The sequence below is a fragment of the Halorubrum luteum genome (genome assembly GCF_054652935.1).
Genome location: NZ_BAAIGT010000002.1, coordinates 873342 through 889440, shown reverse-complemented (window position 1 = coordinate 889440; position 16099 = coordinate 873342). Strand labels below are relative to the sequence as shown.

The window sequence follows — 16099 nt, the reverse complement described above, 5'->3', positions numbered from 1 at the left end:
ACTTATAAAAAGACCCCCGGTGTGCGGATTTGATTTCGTTCGATTATCGAACGATTCTGAAATACGGCGGTGCTGTCCTGCGGTTCGCTACATCCAAGCTGTGCGCGCGGAGATGTAATTGTACCGGTCAGTCGTTAAGTAAGTACCTCGATCAATCCTTCCGATAAAGAGGGCGTACGTGACTTCTTCTCAGACTATGTCGAGGAAGACACCCTCAACCTTCGATAATCGGAGTAGCTCGAAGCCGTGGCAACACTCTTCTATCGATTGTTTCAAGGATGCCGTTGCATGATCCAGCCAGGGATGCATGGGTTACTCCTCAGTAGTGGACTGATGGAGTGCGCTGAACGTACCGAGGGCTTCCGCAGGATCGACATCCTCTGATTTGATCTCCTGTTGGGCTTGTTCGATTTCGTCCATAATGGAGGGGATGTCTTCGCCTTCGTCGTCGTAGTCCTCGATGACGTGGAGGACAGAGTGAGCAGCAAGGGCGAAAAAGAGGAGGGCAGTTGTCGCGATGTTTATGTCGTAGGTCGCATACAGGTCACCGTGCATGATGGCATGGCGATGCGCCCAGAAGCAGTCCCACTTGAAGTCCGAGAGTAGTTGGATAGCAGTTCCATGTCGAGACGATTTCGTAGCAGTCTCATAGATCGTTCACTACTGCTGAATTACTGTGTCGCTGGGGAGTCGCGGATCAACGGAATCGACAGATTCCGTGATCCGCACCGACGACAGTTCGCTACTCCGCCAGCAGCTCGTAGTCAAGAAGCTTGAGAACCAGCTGCTGCGACGCCAGATTACTGCACAACAACAGAAGATCGAACAGCTTGAGGCTCGCCTCAAGCAGTACGAAAATCCAAACACACCACCCAGTAGACAGGGTGGTGCGGCTAATTCATCAGGCGATGACGACCAAACCGAGGACGAAGACCAAGAACCTGATGAAGACGACGCTGGCGGCGACTCTGACGCCGCCAGCGACTCATCGCCTGGACGCAGCGAAGGTCACGAGGGAACAACTCGAACAGCACCTGAACCAGAAGAGACGATCCTCGTTGATCAGGGATTCTGTCCAGACTGTGAGCAAATCCTCTCTAGCCCTGATAGCTACGTTTCACGGACTATTATTGACGTACCGCTTCCTGTTCCAACCACTGTTACCGAGTACAAGCTCGGTAAACACCACTGTTCTTGTGGTAACGAGGTTGTTGCTGAGCATCCTGACTGTCCCGAAAAGGGGCGGTTTGGGCCAAATATCATGGCCCAAACCGCTCTCGGTCGGTTCCATCAACGACTGCCGAACCGGAAACAGGCCGAGCTGTTTGACTGGGACTTCGACCTTCCGATCTCTCACCGGACGATCTACAACTTGACTAAGCGGGTCGCAGACCGGCTGCGACCCGCTTACGAGGATGTCAAAGAGAAGATTCGGGAGAGTGAGGTCGTCTACTGCGATGAAACAGGCTTTCCGGTCGATGGAGAACAACACTGGGCGTGGACGTTCGTCACTGATGACGAAGTGCTGTTTTGGGTTGATGAAAGCCGAGGAAGTGGAGTCTTAGAAGACGTCCTCGGCGAGGAATTCGCCGAGGACTCGACGCTCAGTTGTGACGGCTGGTCGGCGTATTCGAGTTATCACACGAAACTGCAGCGGTGCTGGGCGCACCTGTTGCGGGAGGCTGAGTACGTCGCTGAACGGTACGAGGAAGCAGAGCGGCTGTCTGAAGAGTTGCACGCACTCCACGACGATCTAACGACGTTCGTCGAAGGAGATCCGTCCGCTTCCGCCCGCGAGCAGAAGCGGGCGGAAGCATCCTTACACTTGGAGGGCCTGGTGAGGGAAGGTTACGAGGCCCAAGAGGTTCAGCAGCTGATCAAGAAGATCAGCAATGGCTTGGGTCACTGGCTGACGTTCGTGACCGAACGGGGTGTTGATTCAACGAATAATCGCGCAGAGCGGGCTCTGCGCGAGCAAGTAGTCCTTCGGAAGATGTTTCGGACCCTGCGTTCGGCAGAAGGGGTCCAGATTCACGAGACAATAACAACGATGTTGGCGACGTGGAAACGACGAGGACTTGATCCACCTGAACAGCTCCAGTCAATTCTGGGTGGGAGAGAACTTCGGTAAGGACGAGAGGCATCACTGAGCGGTGTATCTTTGTCTTGCTATCCAACTACGTCCGAGATTCGGGCAGGATCATCTTCCTCCACACCGAAGTACGCCTGGTAGTGTTTCCGCAGTGCATCCTGTTTCTCCTCGGTCCCGTATTTCGGCAAGTCGATATCGTTCGTCGCCTCCGTGGTTATCTCCTCATCTTGATAACACAGCCACCACAGCAATGCATCCTCAGTCGATCACATCAGAAGGCCCACGACTCCGTCCAGTAGCCGCTAAATCGTTGTCCTCGGCCCCTCGATAGTCTTCGGAAGGATGGAGCGGCTGAATTCTGGCGTTGCTCGGCTGTCGAGGCGTTAGTCAGTCGCTGTCGGCGGCAGATCGCCGCCGACGCGACAGCGTCGCCACTCACGACCGCTGTCCGGATTGGTGGACAGCTACCGGAAGAACCGGTCGTCGAGTGGTTGATTCGCTGGGACAGCCCTGCGGACACCTAGAGCTGTCCAAGCGGCCCGCAGTACCATTTCACAGAACTCCGTGAACGACCAGTCCCAGAGGCGTCGCCCCCCTCGGCGGGGCGACGCCACGTACTTCCAGTGGAGATACCGCCAACTGTTCTGGAACAGCAGGCTCACCACAAACATCACCAGCCGCAGGCCAGCGTCTTGAGAACTGGTGAACGCGAGGCTCTGTTTGGCTAACCGATAGCTCGATTCGATGCCGAAACGCTTGCTGTAGTGTTCTCGGGCATCGCGTGGCGTGTCGATGAACGGCGCGTCAGCGGCGTAGCCGTGACGCGCCACTCCGTGTTCATCGTACCGCCCCTGCTGGTACACACAATCGATGAACACGGGAAACGTTACCTTGCCAGCGAGATCGTGTTCGATCTCGCGGCTCCAACCTCTGCTGAGTTCGTCTTGAATCGTCTCGCCCCACTTGACGATCGGCATAACGTAGGCGTAGTTGTGCGCGTACAGCAGCCCGAGACAGGTGCTGTTGTAGAAGCCGCGATCAAGGTAGACGGCCTTGACGCCGAGGTCAAGGCCGTCGAGCAGTTCGAGAAACTCAGCGAGGACATCGCTGGTGGTATCGCCAGCGACCAGCTGGCGAACCGCCAGCGTGTAGCGCTTGTTACGTACCCGCGCGTACAGTGTCGCATAGGCGTGAAACGCAGTTGTTCCTCGTTTCGCTTGCGAGAAGTACAGCGCCTCCGTCTCGTCCTCGTCACCGTAGTAGGGATCAAGGTGGAGGTCTACGCAGACCTCCACCGGTCGATCCGGGAGTGTCTCGAGGGCATCTCGTTGTAGGAGCGTGTCTCCAACCGCCTCAACCGAGTCAAGCTCAAACTGCTCAGTGAGATGTCCCCGGACGGTGTTGGCGTGTGGCGAGTCGTCGGTCGTTTCGCAGACGTGGTTGATTGAGGTCCCGCCGGCGCTGGCGCCGGCGAGGACCTCGTACAACGTCTCTGTCGTGACCTCGATGTCCTCACCGAGATCTATCGCAAGCTCTTCGTCAAGGCTGTTGACGACAAAATTAAGCAGGTGCTCTTCCTCTATCTCGCTGTCTGCTTCGGTAGGTTTCACACTTTTGCCAAGCAGACACTTTCACTCAAATCCGATGTGATCGACTGATCCTGCATCGAGATGAAGATGTGAATGGCAGCATACGGTCGCTCGGGGTCATTCTGGAACTCGTCCAAGCCGTCTTCCATCCGGGTGGTTAGCTGCTCGAAGTAATCATCGTCCACGTCTTCCAGCTCGTCGAGGAACTGAGTAGCCCAGTTTTCGGCCACAGCTTTGGCAGCAGGATCCGGCTCAACGGACTCATACTCCCACGGCATTTCCAACCAGATCTGATCCTCAACAGCAATGCGGATCCCCTCACGTAGCTCCTCCAGTGTTTCGCGGAGACCTTCCCACTGCTGATTGTACGCCTGGGAGAATGCCCGCGCGCTCTGGACAGCACTAACCGTTTGTTGTAAATCAGCGAAGGGCTGGGTCGCAGCATCAACGGTCTGTTGGAGTTCACGGATCGGTTCGATCGCCTCTTCCTGCATTCTCTCAACCCCACGAACCGTTTCGGCGACATCCTCGGCAGTCTGTTCCATCTGCTGGACCGGTTCGGCGAGCTCCCGTTGCATCCGGTCGAGTCCCGTGAGTGTCTCTTTTAGGTTCTGTGTGGCAACCAGTGATCGTCGAAGCCCCTGTAGCTGGCTTACTGCTTGCAGCGCCGAGACAGATGAGGAGGTGGGATCATCATCCTGGCCGGTATCAGACGTGTCGGAGTCATCGTCGTCAGACGGGGACATAGTCCAACCGTTGCACTGTCGTTCATTTAAATAATTGTGAGTCGCAGGACGTACCGATCAGCCCTCAAACAGGACGTGTTCCCACTGGAGATTGGGAGTGCGATCTTGAACGACGGTCAAAGGGTTATGCCGAGCTCTTCGGTGACGTAGGTGTCTGTGTCGTTGTGGCTGTTTTCGACGATTTTACAGAGTTCGCGGTTGACGAGGAGGCCGCGGCGGGTGATGTTGGCGGAGCCGGCATAGATCCAGTCGTCGGTGATCACAGCTTTGGCGTGGAGGTCACGGACGTCGACGATTTCGGCGTGTTGTTCGACCCGGTTTTTGATGTAGTCGTTGTGGTCCTCGCTGCCGTTGATGAGGAAGATGACCTCCGTGTCATCGAGTTCGGTGATGGCCTCGGAGAGGAGAAGTTCGCGGCTGGAGGTCTGGTCGTTGACCGGGAAGCGGAGTTCGACGTCGCTCAGCCACGGTGAGACGAGAACGACCCTGTCCGCGTGGAGGAGGGTGTACCCGATGAAGTACGCGAGTTTGTCAGAAGGTAAGGTAAATGCTCGTGTCATTGATCTCTCCTGCAGGTATTCGCTCACGGTCAAACATCTCATCAACAGCGTCGTCTTGCTCGACTGTATCGATCAGGTGGGATCGGAGTTCTTGGAGGATGACGTGGCTCAGGACTTCTTCTTGGTCGTGGCCGGAGATACACTCCCCGGTGTGGAGGTTCTCGACACAGCCATCGATGTCCGGGGAGTAAAACAGTGAGTCCACCTTGTTTGGTTCATCGATAGCTACTGCTAGGTCCTCGATGCGACCCAGGGGGAAGGCATCAACCCCTTCGATCTGGGCGGTGGCCACGGTGTGTTTCACAGTGTATGCGTCCCGGAGAGAGATGGCTTCGTCGTCGCTGAGCTGGTCAGCACGGTCACAGGTGGAAAGAACCTCTTCGATGACGTCGTCCCGGATGGACGGGAACACGATATCGAGGTGGTTCTCGAGGTGGGTGTCGACACACTGTTCGACTGCGGGTTCGGTGATATCGCCGTCAGGGAGATTCTCGACGAAGTCCGGGTCGGTCCAGAGCTGTTCGTTGATGACCTGGGTGTTGTATGTGATACGGACGAGAGAATCGAGGATCGTACCCGGGTCGTGTTCTAACTCGTCGGACACGAGGTCGACGATCCCTTGGCCGCCTTCGGTCCGTTCAAAGATGAACACGATACCTTCCTCGGGGTCAAGGCCATAGAACAGCATAGATGGGTTGACACCGCCGACATCAGCCACGAGGTGGAGGAACAGGTGAGCAGCGGTATGGTATCCTAGTTCTTGGGTCGGAAAAACAGATGATCTGGCCCCTGATGTTCGGCGTAGGTCATTTTCCCGACTGTTCCGGTGAGTTCGTACGTCCCCACTTCATCGAAAACAGAATCAAGTGTGGTATCTGGAAGATGGACTTTGAGAGGCTGATCCCGAAACGGTCGGTCAACCTTGATTGTCTCATCCTCTGTGTAAAGCAGCCGTAACCGTATGGAATCACCCTCCGACACTCGGTTTTTACCAGATAGCAGCATGTTTTGATATATTGGATGAGATGTATTCTTGATGTATAATAGTTTATGCGATTGTCGCTTCTAATAGGGTGAACTATACTTCAGAACCCGGACTATCACTAGCTGACGCTAGTATCTCGGGTAGGGCATGATACCGTTAGAGATCGCTAGGGAAGAGTACGTATTGTTCACAGAAAGAATCAGGGTGGAAAAATCGAATCGGCTGTCTAAGTATGGTTAATGCCTATTTAGTTGACTTAGAGTTGAAATAAACCCGTTTAAGTCAATATAGAGAGATAAATTTGAATAGTCAACCCAAACACGAACTCTGATCAGATGTAAGAGAGCCCTATGCAAACTACGGTAGCAATACCAGCAGAGAGATTATTGTCTCGCTGAGCTATATACGGGTCTTAAAACGATTGCTACACCTACGGAAGATCGTTTCCACAGTTCGGACAAAAGTTCTCATCGCCGTCCAACAGGTGTAGACATTCGACACAGATACGGTTACTCGGCGATGTAGTGATGTCTTCGAGAAAGTCCATTGCTGTCTGTGATTCGGCTCCTGGTCCGTACCCGTCCGCATATCCTGGAAGGGTTGAGGCCCACTGGACGGTTCCCTCCTCATCAACGACGGCGACGTTCCCAGCGATGTCGAGTTTCCCGTAGCGTTTGAAAGCTTCCGACGGCGTCTGTTCGATGGCCGCGTTCAGGGCACGATTGCGCTTGAGATCGCGCTCGTAGACCTCTTCAGGTGTGAGACGCCGTACTTCACCGGGGAAGTCAGTAATCGGATCGTGCTGTTCGTCGATCCGATCGATCTCGACGGTAATGTCGTGGTCGTCATGGAGCTGCGCTAGCAGACGTATCGCGTGGTTGTGCATCTCTCGTATCTCCGCGTCTGCGTAGTAGCGTACCTTCATGGTCCAGAGTCGTCATCTTCTGCACTCGCAATACGGTCGGCAAGACTCTCTGCGAACCAGTCGTTCGCAATCTCGGTGGCATGATCGATCATTTGTTGGTGATCCATGGTGGTGTTGTCGAACGACTCGTAGACCCGCCATCGTTCCGCAGGCGAGTCGAACACGAGTACGTGCGTCACTCCTTCCATATTCAGGAGAAACGCTTCGATCGTGCCCGGTGTCGAGCCGGGAAACCCCATTGCACCGTAGATTTTCGGGTGGTTGCTTTCGCCAATCTGCTTCACGATGTCATCCGTGATCGGCTGATCCGGTACCGACGAGAGAAACGAAGGCGTCGTTTCGGAACCCGAATTGTCGGCCATATCGAGAGTTCGTGGAGGTACCTCTTGAATCCACGTCAGTCGATACAGTTGTCGTTCGGTAGGAATGTGTCATAACGAAGGCGAACGAATGAGAATCGAATGTTGACGGAGCCGGTTTGTCCCTCACGGTTTAGTAGCATCCTCCCCGAGAGGTACCGTATGGCTCCGTTCAGCGTCTCGTGGCACACGCTTCTCGAGGAACTCGACGAGCTCCCGGAGGGAGCTACGTTGCTTACGCCGCTATCCCACGACCGATTTCGCGTTACTGACGTCCAGGAACAGCGGGTCGTCATCGAGTTCCTCGACCGTGAGATCGACGAGACACGACCACTCCAGCGTGACCAGTTCGAAACACTCTATCAACGAATCACTGAGGAATCGGGAGGCTTCGAACTCGACCGACTCCCGCCGGACGCCGATCCGTATCCGGCAGTCCTCAGTCTTCATCCGCGGTTCGAGATCAACGAAGACCAGGGCATAATCGTAGAAAAAGAAGGTGCGACAACCAGCCAGCTGCTCGATACTGAGGACGTCTCCGGGTCCAGCAGCGAAGAGCGGACCGAACCAGATCTGGACGTGTACGCCGACGCATTGTTGCTCGTCGACGCACTCGAACGCCACGAAGTAGATGTCCTCGAAGAGATGGACACGGATGCGCTGGTCAATCTCTACACGTTGCTGTCCGATGTCCAGCGTAATGCGAACGATCTCCGTCAGGATGTTGCGGACGTACTGTTACAGCGGCTTCATCACGATCGACCGGTCAGTGGACCATTTGGCTCCGTTCAGCGGACGACGAGACGCAGTCGAACGCTAAAAGACGACGAGGTGGTACTCGAAACGCTCGAAGAAGCCGGAATCGACCGAGAGCGTGTACTTGGTGTGGATCGAAATAAAGTCGACGACGCACTAGACGTCACTGAACTCTCCGAGAGCGACGTGTACGAAGTCGAAGAAAGCGAGTATGTTCGCAAGGCGGAGGTCGACGAAGAACGAAAAGAGAGTCGCCTTCAGGGCCTGAAAGATCAACTCGCAGCCACGGAGGGAGAAGAGGCCGAGGAACTCCGACAGGAGATCGAGGATCTAGAAGCTCGTATCGATGAGTTGACTGAGTTCAAGTCCGGTCAGGCCTACCACACCCGAGCAGGAGGAGGGCCATGACACGAACAGACCGAGATGAAGAACGCGAAGAGCGAATCAAGACGAGGATTACCGTCGATACATATAGCCCTGAAGAGGCAGCGATGGGCTGGTATGCGTATCTGGGTGATTTCCTCGACTTCCCCTTCGAAGCTCGCTGTGTCGAAGAGCGCGAGGAATCCCCGCTGAAGGAGGGCGAAACGGTGCGTGTAGTGGGTATGTCATCGACGGAACCAACTCTCAGTCAGATGTTCGTGACGGTCGAATGGATGGATCGAGAACTCGGCGTCCCACTGGAGCAATTGGAGCCAGTTGACCCCAACGACGACACTGAACAGGCCATTGAAGACTGGCACTACTGGTTAGAGCGCTAATTTGGTGGTGTCTCTGCTTGTTCGTTCGGCGGGACTAGTTTGAAGTTCACGGATTTCGTACTAGGGGGTATGACCCCACGTCCCGTCTCAGAAACGCCTTCGCAGGATCTCGAAGCTGGGATAAATCAGCTTGCAACTATTGGGCGGCTGTTAGATCACCCAGAGCTTGCACGTGTCTACGTCTACGTTTGTTATTACGGGCCAGCCACTCGACCGCAGATTAAAGAAGCCCTGGAGATCCCGAAGACCACGGTCTACGACCACGTCGAGACGCTTGAGGCACTCGGCATCGTCACGCTGGAAGGTGACCGACCTGTCGAAGTAATAGCGGAGCCAGTGCAAATCACGACCGACGGCATTGTGGTGACACCGACGATCCTGCATGCAGTCGCGCTTCAAGAGGTCGACGAGGACGTCTCGTACTTCGTGGAGCGACATGGCGTCGGGAAATTGGCTGCTGCAGTCCGACAGGCCGGGTTACACTATGCAGGTCAGATTACACAGCGGATGGTTGCCGATCCACTTGACATTCCGACCGGCGAGGCAATCAGTATCGTTCTCGCTCTGAGACCTGCGCTCGCGGTCGGGCAAGAATACGATCCATACTTCGATGTCATCTTTCCAGAAATCGCAAGCGACATCGAGTTCGAGACTGATTTCGACGTGGCCGCCCCGCTTCCGAACTCAGAATCGTAATTCGACTCCCTCTCATGGACGAGTTATCTCCTCTCTCCCCCGAGCACGTCACATTGGTCGATACGAATGTCTTCATCAGCGCAGGGAATCCCGGAACGTCCAAACACCGTCGGTTCCGTCAAGTCGTTCGACGTGCCGGCGTGACTCTCTTGGTTCCTTCCCGCGTCGAAGAAGAAATCGAACAGGGAGGCGTCAAACCAGCCTTGGAGCGCGCTCGAGAAGAGGGGTGGGCCAAGACCGTCGATGCACCGACTGTGTCACACAGCAAGGCGACGACCGCTCAGGATATTGCACGGCGGGCGATCGCTTCCAAATCTGTAGACAAAGACGAGCATGACGTCGAGAAAGCGGATCCGGTGTTCGCCGGTCTCGCTGTCGAATATCTCCTCGATAAGAAGACGGCAGATACCGTGACGGTGATCACCGCTGATCGGATTGCCTGTGAGGCGATTGAAATCGCAATATCGTCGTTAGGCTACTCTGGTCAAGTTTCTATTATTACGCTCTGGGATCTGATCGATGAGGAGGACGATGATCTCACTCTGATTTAGCGACCGTGTGCATAGCTGATCTGGTAGCCGAAGCCAGTCTACGACATCGAGTATAACAACGACGTACTAAGTGCTCGACCCTCCAATCTGACCGTATGGAACGAGAGCCAGTCTCCTCGTCGCTGGTCGAGAGTGTCGGCTACGATCCGGATGAAGAGGTTTTGGAAGTTGAACTTGAGAACGGACGGGTATACCAGTACAGGCAGGTGCCCGAGAGCACCTACCAGGAGTTTCTGGCCGCAGATTCACTTGGACGATACTTCAACCGCTACATTCGAGAACTGAGCCACGTCCGAGTTCAATAAACGATGACTGACGGCGACTGCTACCTCTGTGGGAATTCGTACACCAAACGTGGGATATCACGCCATCTTCGGTCGTGTCTTCCGGAACCGAGTGATGGAACAACAACGTACCATCTTCGGATTACTGGGGCACAACGCCCCGACTACTGGCTCCATCTACTGGTGGAGGCGGAGACGCTGCTCTCAGATCTTGATGTGTTCCTTCGAGAGTTCTGGCTTGAGTGCTGTGGCCACATGAGTGCGTTCACGATCGGGAAGACCCGATATGAGAAACCATACGATGACCAGGAGCCAGCGATCGGTCTCGGCGGGGAACGACGGTCGATGGATCTCCCCCTCGAATCAATCGATAGTGTGACCCCCGGTGAGGTGGTTACCTACGAGTACGACTTCGGATCAACGACGGAACTCGAGATACAAATTCTCGACGGAGGGGGCTGGCCGCTTGACGAGCTTGACATTCAGCAAACCGACGCAAGCGAGACAGGAATAGACGGAATCGTGCTACTGGCCCGGAACAACCCGCCCGAGATCAAGTGTGGGAATTGTGGCACGTCGGCAACCAAAGTCTGTCAAACCTGTCTGTGGCAACATGGACCAGACGCCTGGCTGTGCGAGAGCTGTGCGTCCGACCACGAAGACGACTGTGAACGCCCGAATTATCTCCCGAAAGTGAACTCTCCCCGAACCGGTGTCTGTGGGTATCGAGGCTAATCCTAGGAGCGTCTCACTGACGAGAACCACGGAATCGATGAAAACGACCTCTCTGTCGATTTTTATATCGATCAGTCCTTGACCACGGGCCGTAGTGCATCCAGAATGACTCCAGTCTCCAAGGGCGAGATTTCTTTCTCACAAGCCATGATCTGATGTGCAACAATTCCTTCGGCGCATTAGGAGGGTATTCGAGCGCGACAACCAGGTCGTCCTGTCCGTGACGATCAATGTAGGTCTCGATGTCGTCCGGCGTTCAGATGGCAATTGTCTCAACCAGCCCCGGTGTGATCTATATGACTCCCGAAGTCTTTTCATAGTGTGCAAATAATTGCAGAATATGCAAACTTCGAAAGTACTCCTCGATTTCCCGTTCCCGGAGGAACGTGTCTTCCGGTACCAGGCGATGCAGGACATCCTGCACCATCTCGCGAACAATCCCTTCGAGGAATTCACACAGCAGGAACTCGCGTCGATTACGGGCGCGGACGTCTCGTCGATTTCGCGTTCGGTCGAACTCCTCGAAAAACTGGGCGTAATCGCAGTGAGTGAACAGCGTCCCGCCCGCATTACAATCGACATAGATCACCTTCAGCGACCGGATCCCGTCTTCATGATACCACAGTCGGAATTCCGCAAGCCAGTCCAGGCCTATCTCGACGAACTCGAGACACGGATTCAGGAGAGCGAGGAACTCGACGAACTCGTTGGGATCGTCCTCTTTGGGAGCGTCGCTCGCGGAACAGCAGACCGCCGCAGTGACATCGACCTCCTCATCATCGTCGACGGTGATCTTACCTACGGACGGCGTATTTGCACGTCGCTCGCACGTGACATTGAGGAGGGATCGTTCGACGGCCACCGGTATGAGTTCGAGGTACTTGTCGAAACGCCGGACACTGCAGTCTCCCACGGAGGAGAACTGGAAGAGATCTTCAACGAAGGGCTAGTACTTGACCGCTCTGACCGACTCCAAGAGCTACGCCAGAATATCTACGACTCGTCAGGAGGGGGTGCGTAAAGCGGAAGATACGGTCATGGCCAAGATACTCTTCCGCTTTGTCGAGCAGGTGGCGTCGCACGCTAAACAGATGACTGGACTCGGCGGCAGTCACCGTCGCCGTACAAACGGCGGTTCGGTTCGTGGGGCAAACATTCGTACACCAGGATTCGAGCCGACAACCGACTAATAGGGATTAGCAGAGGTGTTGATGCTCTCTGAGCGCGTAGAAACAGTATGACTCGTGAAGGTGCAAAATTGGATGGTGTCGATCCGGAGCAGTTGCGCCAGCAACTGCGAAGGGAAACTGATGCGAAAGCGACCAAGCAACTGACGGTTGCGCTTCTCTACGATGCAGGCTTTTCTGCCTATGAAATTGAAGACCTGCTCGGTGTTCCTGCCCAAACTGGATACAATTGGTTGGAGGCGGTCGCCGAGCGCGATGTAACCGCGCTCGGCGACGCACACAAGGCCGGGCGACCACCTCGGCTATCCGCTGAACAGTGGACAGAACTGACGGCGACGCTGCACGCGTCGCCGACAGAGGCCGGCTACGACGATCCTGCGTGGTCGCCTGAACTTCTCCGGTCACACATCCTCGACACCTACGGCGTTGAGTACTCTCACGCGCACATGTACCGACTCCTCGAAAAGGCCGGGCTGTCGCGCCAGACAGCCCGGCCGTACCACTACAAAGCCGATCCCGCTGAGAAAGCACGCTGGCGTGGCGAGTTCAAAAAAAGTGGTCGGCGCTGAAGGCTGAAGGGTACACGATTGCGGTCATTGATCAGCATACAGAGGCGGTTTCGACGAATCAGAAACCGACGTGGTTTCCGGTGAATTCCCACCCGAGACTGCCGGTCTCGGGCGGGCGAGCGGCGATCAATATGCTCGGTGCGGTTACTGACACTGGCGATCACTTCGTCGCGCTTACGCCCGACTCGTTCACCGCCAAGGTCAGCAAGCACTTCTTGCGAGCACTCCGCCATCGCTTCGGCAAGAAGCTCGTGATCGTCTTGGACAACGCGCCGTATTTCATCGCCAAGGATCTCAAGAAGCAGGCCGCTGTCGACGGCCTGCTTCTTGAGTATCTTCCACCGTATGCGCCTGAACTGAATCCACTGGAAAACTGCTGGCTCCAGCTCAAAGCCGCTCGAAAGAACCGGCTCTTCGAGACGATTGACGACGTGAAACGCTTCCTCACAGCAACAATCCCGAGACTCACTGCACCAAAAGTGTATCACTACTTATGCTAATCCCTATAACTTCGTCGCTAGGATTCCGACAGCGACGAGGCGTCAACAAACCGACACAGTAGTGTTCACTGCCAGTTCTCCGGATCGGCAGCGATCTCTGCAAGTCTGTCTGCGTGCCGTTTCGCGTCGTCGGGCAACAACGATCTCGTCTGTACGTGCGTCCCACTCCCATCGACGTTCGTCCCGACGTACGACTTGTGCTCCCGCTTGGCGCTTGCCGTTTCTCGTTGTTCGGCTTGGAGAGTTTCGATCTCCTCGATCGCCGCCGGAGTGAACCGATGGCCCGTCCCGCCAATATCGCAGATCACGTCGGCGTACTTCTGTTTCAGTTTCACTTCTACGTACGGACGTCCCTCTTCGGCAGCACGCTGACGCGCCTGCTCGCGGTCTGACGACTCTGCCTCGCCCGAGGAGTATGTCCACCGGATCGGTTCGACGTTACTGTTCGGCGTTTCCCGCCGCCGATCTGTTTCCGGCGGATCGCGTATCTCGATGCTTCGGCTGTTGTACTTTTGGGCACAGGCCGGACAGACCTGCTCGCCAAGGTCGTCGTTGTACCGTCTCGCACTACTGGCCTTGCCACACCAGGCACAATCGTCGTCCGAATCGATCGTCGTCCACGAGACGTCACGATATGGTACTCGTCGCTTCAGAGTAACGATAGCGTCGTACCGCCTGGATCGCATCTCCTCGATCGTGCTCTTGCAGTGGCTACACCACTTCGCGTCCGGACCGCCAGCGACCCTCGGGACACTGATCGTCCCCCATTCGGGATCTGTCAACGCCAGTTCGTCGAAGGATCTGGTTTCGACGACCTCCGTCGAGTCGGCGTGATGGCAGGCATGACGTCCGAGCAGATGCCATCGTCCCGTCGGCGTCAATCCCATTTCAGCCATTAGAGCTCACCTCGCTATCGGCTGGAGAGTCAAACTCGTCCAGCAGGTCCTCCAGCATCGGTCGCAGTTTGTACTTTTGATAGTGTTCGTCACGCATCGTTTCGACGTACTCGCGCCACTCGTCGAGGTTGTCGGCTTCCCGGGCGGCTTCGCCCGCGTATCTGAGCCAGCGGACAGCAGTCTCATAGCTATCGTGGTTTCCCTGCTCGACGATCGGCTCGGTCCTCGATTTGCACGTACGGATCACCCACTGGGGACGCTTCTCGGTAACGACCTTGACGACGGGTTCGATCACACTGGCTTGGCCCGTCCGATCCGCGAGGTCGATGGCATCGTCGTACTGTTCTTCGTGGAGGAATACCTCCACTGCCTGGGAAGCAGTTCTGCCACTGGTGGTTTCTGTTCGGAGAAACTCGAGTAGATCATTCCTGATCATCTCCCAGTCCTCACCCGCGAGCTCTTCGACTGCCTCGAAAGAACTCACGGACGGATTCAGTTCGAAGGCAGTAATAGCTGCATCGAGTGCGAGTTTGTCTTCACCAGCACTCCTGGCACGGTCACGGAGCCACGTTGCCAAGTCGCTCTTTCCGTATCCCTCGACTGTCAGCCCGTGTTCAGCTACTGTGAACGCTGCTGCTGTGTGTCCGTTTTCTTTGAGAGCTCTGGCCAGTTCGAGCAGCGCCTCGGGCTCCGATAGGTGGTCGACTCCGAATTGGACCGCGTCCTCGATTTGCCCTGTCTCGACGAGCATCGTCGCGTGAGCAGTGTCGACTCCAGCCGCCAGCGAGAGATCGAGATAGTCGTCGATGCGGTCCTCGCGTTCGAGAATGCGAAGGCGGACGTCGATCACGTCGGGGGTCCCCCAGTCGTAACTGCCCTTCTGGTACTCCCCGTGGTCGAACTCACCCTCCATCGCCCTCTGCACGGCGTCGTCGTCCCACCCTTCCATCGCTGCGTCCGCAGCGGGGTCTAGCACCGGCCTACCCACGAAATGTTGGATCGGTGTCTCGCTGTCCCACTCTCTGAGCTGATGTTCCCAGTCAGTTCGTTCGCTCTCGTCCAAGTCAGCCGTCAGCACTGCCTCGATAAACAATTCACCCAGATCGTCGATCGTCTCGAAGAGCTCAGGAACATCGTGTGGAAGCAGACCGGGCCACCTGTTTTCGACGAGTACCTCGGTGATGGTTTCGAGGACATCGAGCGCCGTTTCGCCGTCGCCAGTCTCCAGGGCCAGCCGGGCTCGTTCGAGCAGTTCGTCCAGCTCTCCGGCCATGCGCTGTGCTTCGGCGTAGGCGTCGTTGTGACCACGCTGGCCTGGCTTTGGTAGTGCGTGTTCGGCCTGCCGACGAATCGATTCCAGATTCACCGATACTGACGTTTCGGTTGCTGCCTCCTCGGCGACTGCACGGGTTTCGAGACGGGTTTCGATCCAGTCTGCTACTTCGGGGCGATCCTCCGCGAGATCGACGAGCAACGCTTCCAGTGTCTCCCGATCTGCGTCGCCGAGTTGTTCCGACAGCGGTGGCCGGGGACGTACGTCGTCGGGCTCGCGGAGACAGGTCAACAACACGGCAACGCGGTGTTTGCAGATACCGCCGTGGTCGTACGGACAGGAACACTCCGTACGCGAAACGTCCGCGTCGTCAAACTCGATCGTGACCGTATACGGCTGGTACTGGCTCCCCTCGACCTCGGCTCTGATCGTCTCTCCCCGTCGAACCACATTACTGACTGCGCCGCGCTCGTAGTAGGACTGGCCGCGGTCGTAGGATTTGGATCTGGCCAGTTCTCTGATTGTCGATTCGGTCAGTGGCGGCCAACCTCGATTACTCATGTTATGAACGGCTACGAGAAGGTGCAGTATTATTACTGCGCCCTGCGGACATCACGAATGGTTGACCGACAGCC

20 protein-coding genes are annotated in these 16099 nt (G+C 56.0%); 10 read left to right on the top strand and 10 right to left on the bottom strand.

Annotated elements, in window-relative coordinates:
- Positions 1-312: 312 nt before the first annotated feature.
- On the bottom strand, positions 313-555 hold the full coding sequence (locus tag ACYQ0R_RS04430; protein ID WP_459821114.1) for a hypothetical protein: 243 nt from the start codon (positions 553-555) through the stop codon (positions 313-315).
- Positions 556-676: 121 nt separating this feature from the next.
- Here ACYQ0R_RS04430 and tnpC point away from each other — a divergent pair, with 121 nt between their 5' ends.
- Complete coding sequence (tnpC, locus tag ACYQ0R_RS04425) at positions 677-2131, top strand: IS66 family transposase (RefSeq protein WP_459821113.1); 1455 nt, start codon at positions 677-679, stop codon at positions 2129-2131.
- Positions 2132-2556: 425 nt separating this feature from the next.
- On the opposite strand, the gene ACYQ0R_RS04420 is transcribed toward tnpC, so the two are convergent.
- The 6 genes from ACYQ0R_RS04420 to ACYQ0R_RS04395 form a co-directional block, all read right to left on the bottom strand.
- On the bottom strand, positions 2557-3702 hold the full coding sequence (locus tag ACYQ0R_RS04420) for an ISH3 family transposase (RefSeq protein WP_459820755.1): 1146 nt from the start codon (positions 3700-3702) through the stop codon (positions 2557-2559).
- Positions 3699-4427, bottom strand: a complete 729-nt coding sequence (locus ACYQ0R_RS04415) for a hypothetical protein (RefSeq protein WP_459821112.1) — start codon at positions 4425-4427, stop codon at positions 3699-3701. The genes ACYQ0R_RS04420 and ACYQ0R_RS04415 overlap by 4 nt, the downstream gene beginning before the upstream one ends.
- Positions 4428-4543: 116 nt before the next feature.
- Positions 4544-5014, bottom strand: coding sequence for a phospholipase D-like domain-containing protein (locus ACYQ0R_RS04410; protein ID WP_459821111.1), 471 nt, complete (start codon positions 5012-5014; stop codon positions 4544-4546).
- A complete protein-coding gene (locus ACYQ0R_RS04405; protein WP_459821110.1) occupies positions 4959-5675 on the bottom strand; it encodes a hypothetical protein in 717 nt (238 codons plus the stop codon). The genes ACYQ0R_RS04410 and ACYQ0R_RS04405 overlap by 56 nt, the downstream gene beginning before the upstream one ends.
- A 727-nt stretch (positions 5676-6402) precedes the next feature.
- On the bottom strand, positions 6403-6897 hold the full coding sequence (locus ACYQ0R_RS04400; RefSeq protein ID WP_459821109.1) for a zinc ribbon domain-containing protein: 495 nt from the start codon (positions 6895-6897) through the stop codon (positions 6403-6405).
- Positions 6894-7259, bottom strand: coding sequence for a DUF7964 domain-containing protein (locus ACYQ0R_RS04395; protein WP_459821108.1), 366 nt, complete (start codon positions 7257-7259; stop codon positions 6894-6896). Before ACYQ0R_RS04395 ends, ACYQ0R_RS04400 begins: the two co-directional genes overlap by 4 nt.
- Before the next feature lie 159 nt (positions 7260-7418).
- On the opposite strand from ACYQ0R_RS04395, the gene ACYQ0R_RS04390 reads away from it, so the two are divergent.
- From ACYQ0R_RS04390 to ACYQ0R_RS04365, 6 genes are all read left to right on the top strand, one after another.
- Entirely contained in the window at positions 7419-8420 is a 1002-nt protein-coding gene (locus ACYQ0R_RS04390) for a DUF7983 family protein (protein WP_459821107.1), read from the top strand.
- Positions 8417-8773, top strand: a complete 357-nt coding sequence (locus ACYQ0R_RS04385; RefSeq protein ID WP_459821106.1) for a calcium-binding protein — start codon at positions 8417-8419, stop codon at positions 8771-8773. Before ACYQ0R_RS04390 ends, ACYQ0R_RS04385 begins: the two co-directional genes overlap by 4 nt.
- Before the next feature lie 69 nt (positions 8774-8842).
- Positions 8843-9469, top strand: coding sequence for a DUF7437 domain-containing protein (locus tag ACYQ0R_RS04380; protein WP_459821105.1), 627 nt, complete (start codon positions 8843-8845; stop codon positions 9467-9469).
- Positions 9470-9483: 14 nt separating this feature from the next.
- Positions 9484-10020, top strand: a complete 537-nt coding sequence (locus ACYQ0R_RS04375; protein ID WP_459821104.1) for a PIN domain-containing protein — start codon at positions 9484-9486, stop codon at positions 10018-10020.
- A 95-nt stretch (positions 10021-10115) separates the two neighbouring features.
- Complete coding sequence (locus ACYQ0R_RS04370; protein ID WP_459821103.1) at positions 10116-10325, top strand: KTSC domain-containing protein; 210 nt, start codon at positions 10116-10118, stop codon at positions 10323-10325.
- Positions 10326-10328: 3 nt separating this feature from the next.
- On the top strand, positions 10329-11039 hold the full coding sequence (locus ACYQ0R_RS04365; RefSeq protein WP_459821102.1) for a hypothetical protein: 711 nt from the start codon (positions 10329-10331) through the stop codon (positions 11037-11039).
- 71 nt (positions 11040-11110) lie between these two features.
- Here ACYQ0R_RS04365 and ACYQ0R_RS04360 read toward each other — a convergent pair whose 3' ends face one another.
- Positions 11111-11188 carry a hypothetical protein gene (locus ACYQ0R_RS04360; protein ID WP_459825669.1) on the bottom strand — a complete coding sequence of 26 codons (78 nt, stop codon included), beginning with the start codon at positions 11186-11188 and terminating at the stop codon, positions 11111-11113.
- Positions 11189-11445: 257 nt separating this feature from the next.
- Here ACYQ0R_RS04360 and ACYQ0R_RS04355 point away from each other — a divergent pair, with 257 nt between their 5' ends.
- From ACYQ0R_RS04355 to ACYQ0R_RS04345, 3 genes are all read left to right on the top strand, one after another.
- Entirely contained in the window at positions 11446-12060 is a 615-nt protein-coding gene (locus tag ACYQ0R_RS04355) for a nucleotidyltransferase domain-containing protein (protein WP_459821101.1), read from the top strand.
- 216 nt (positions 12061-12276) lie between these two features.
- Positions 12277-12795: an IS630 family transposase gene (locus ACYQ0R_RS04350; RefSeq protein ID WP_459821100.1), complete on the top strand. Its 519-nt coding sequence runs from the start codon at positions 12277-12279 to the stop codon at positions 12793-12795.
- Entirely contained in the window at positions 12759-13295 is a 537-nt protein-coding gene (locus ACYQ0R_RS04345; RefSeq protein WP_459825667.1) for an IS630 family transposase, read from the top strand. Before ACYQ0R_RS04350 ends, ACYQ0R_RS04345 begins: the two co-directional genes overlap by 37 nt.
- 65 nt (positions 13296-13360) lie before the next feature.
- Here ACYQ0R_RS04345 and ACYQ0R_RS04340 read toward each other — a convergent pair whose 3' ends face one another.
- Both ACYQ0R_RS04340 and ACYQ0R_RS04335 read right to left on the bottom strand, forming a co-directional pair.
- The gene (locus ACYQ0R_RS04340; protein WP_459821099.1) at positions 13361-14191 is read right to left on the bottom strand and encodes a hypothetical protein; all 831 of its coding nucleotides are present in this window, start codon (positions 14189-14191) and stop codon (positions 13361-13363) included.
- Positions 14184-16025, bottom strand: a complete 1842-nt coding sequence (locus tag ACYQ0R_RS04335; protein WP_459821098.1) for an SWIM zinc finger family protein — start codon at positions 16023-16025, stop codon at positions 14184-14186. Before ACYQ0R_RS04335 ends, ACYQ0R_RS04340 begins: the two co-directional genes overlap by 8 nt.
- Positions 16026-16099 lie beyond the last annotated feature (74 nt).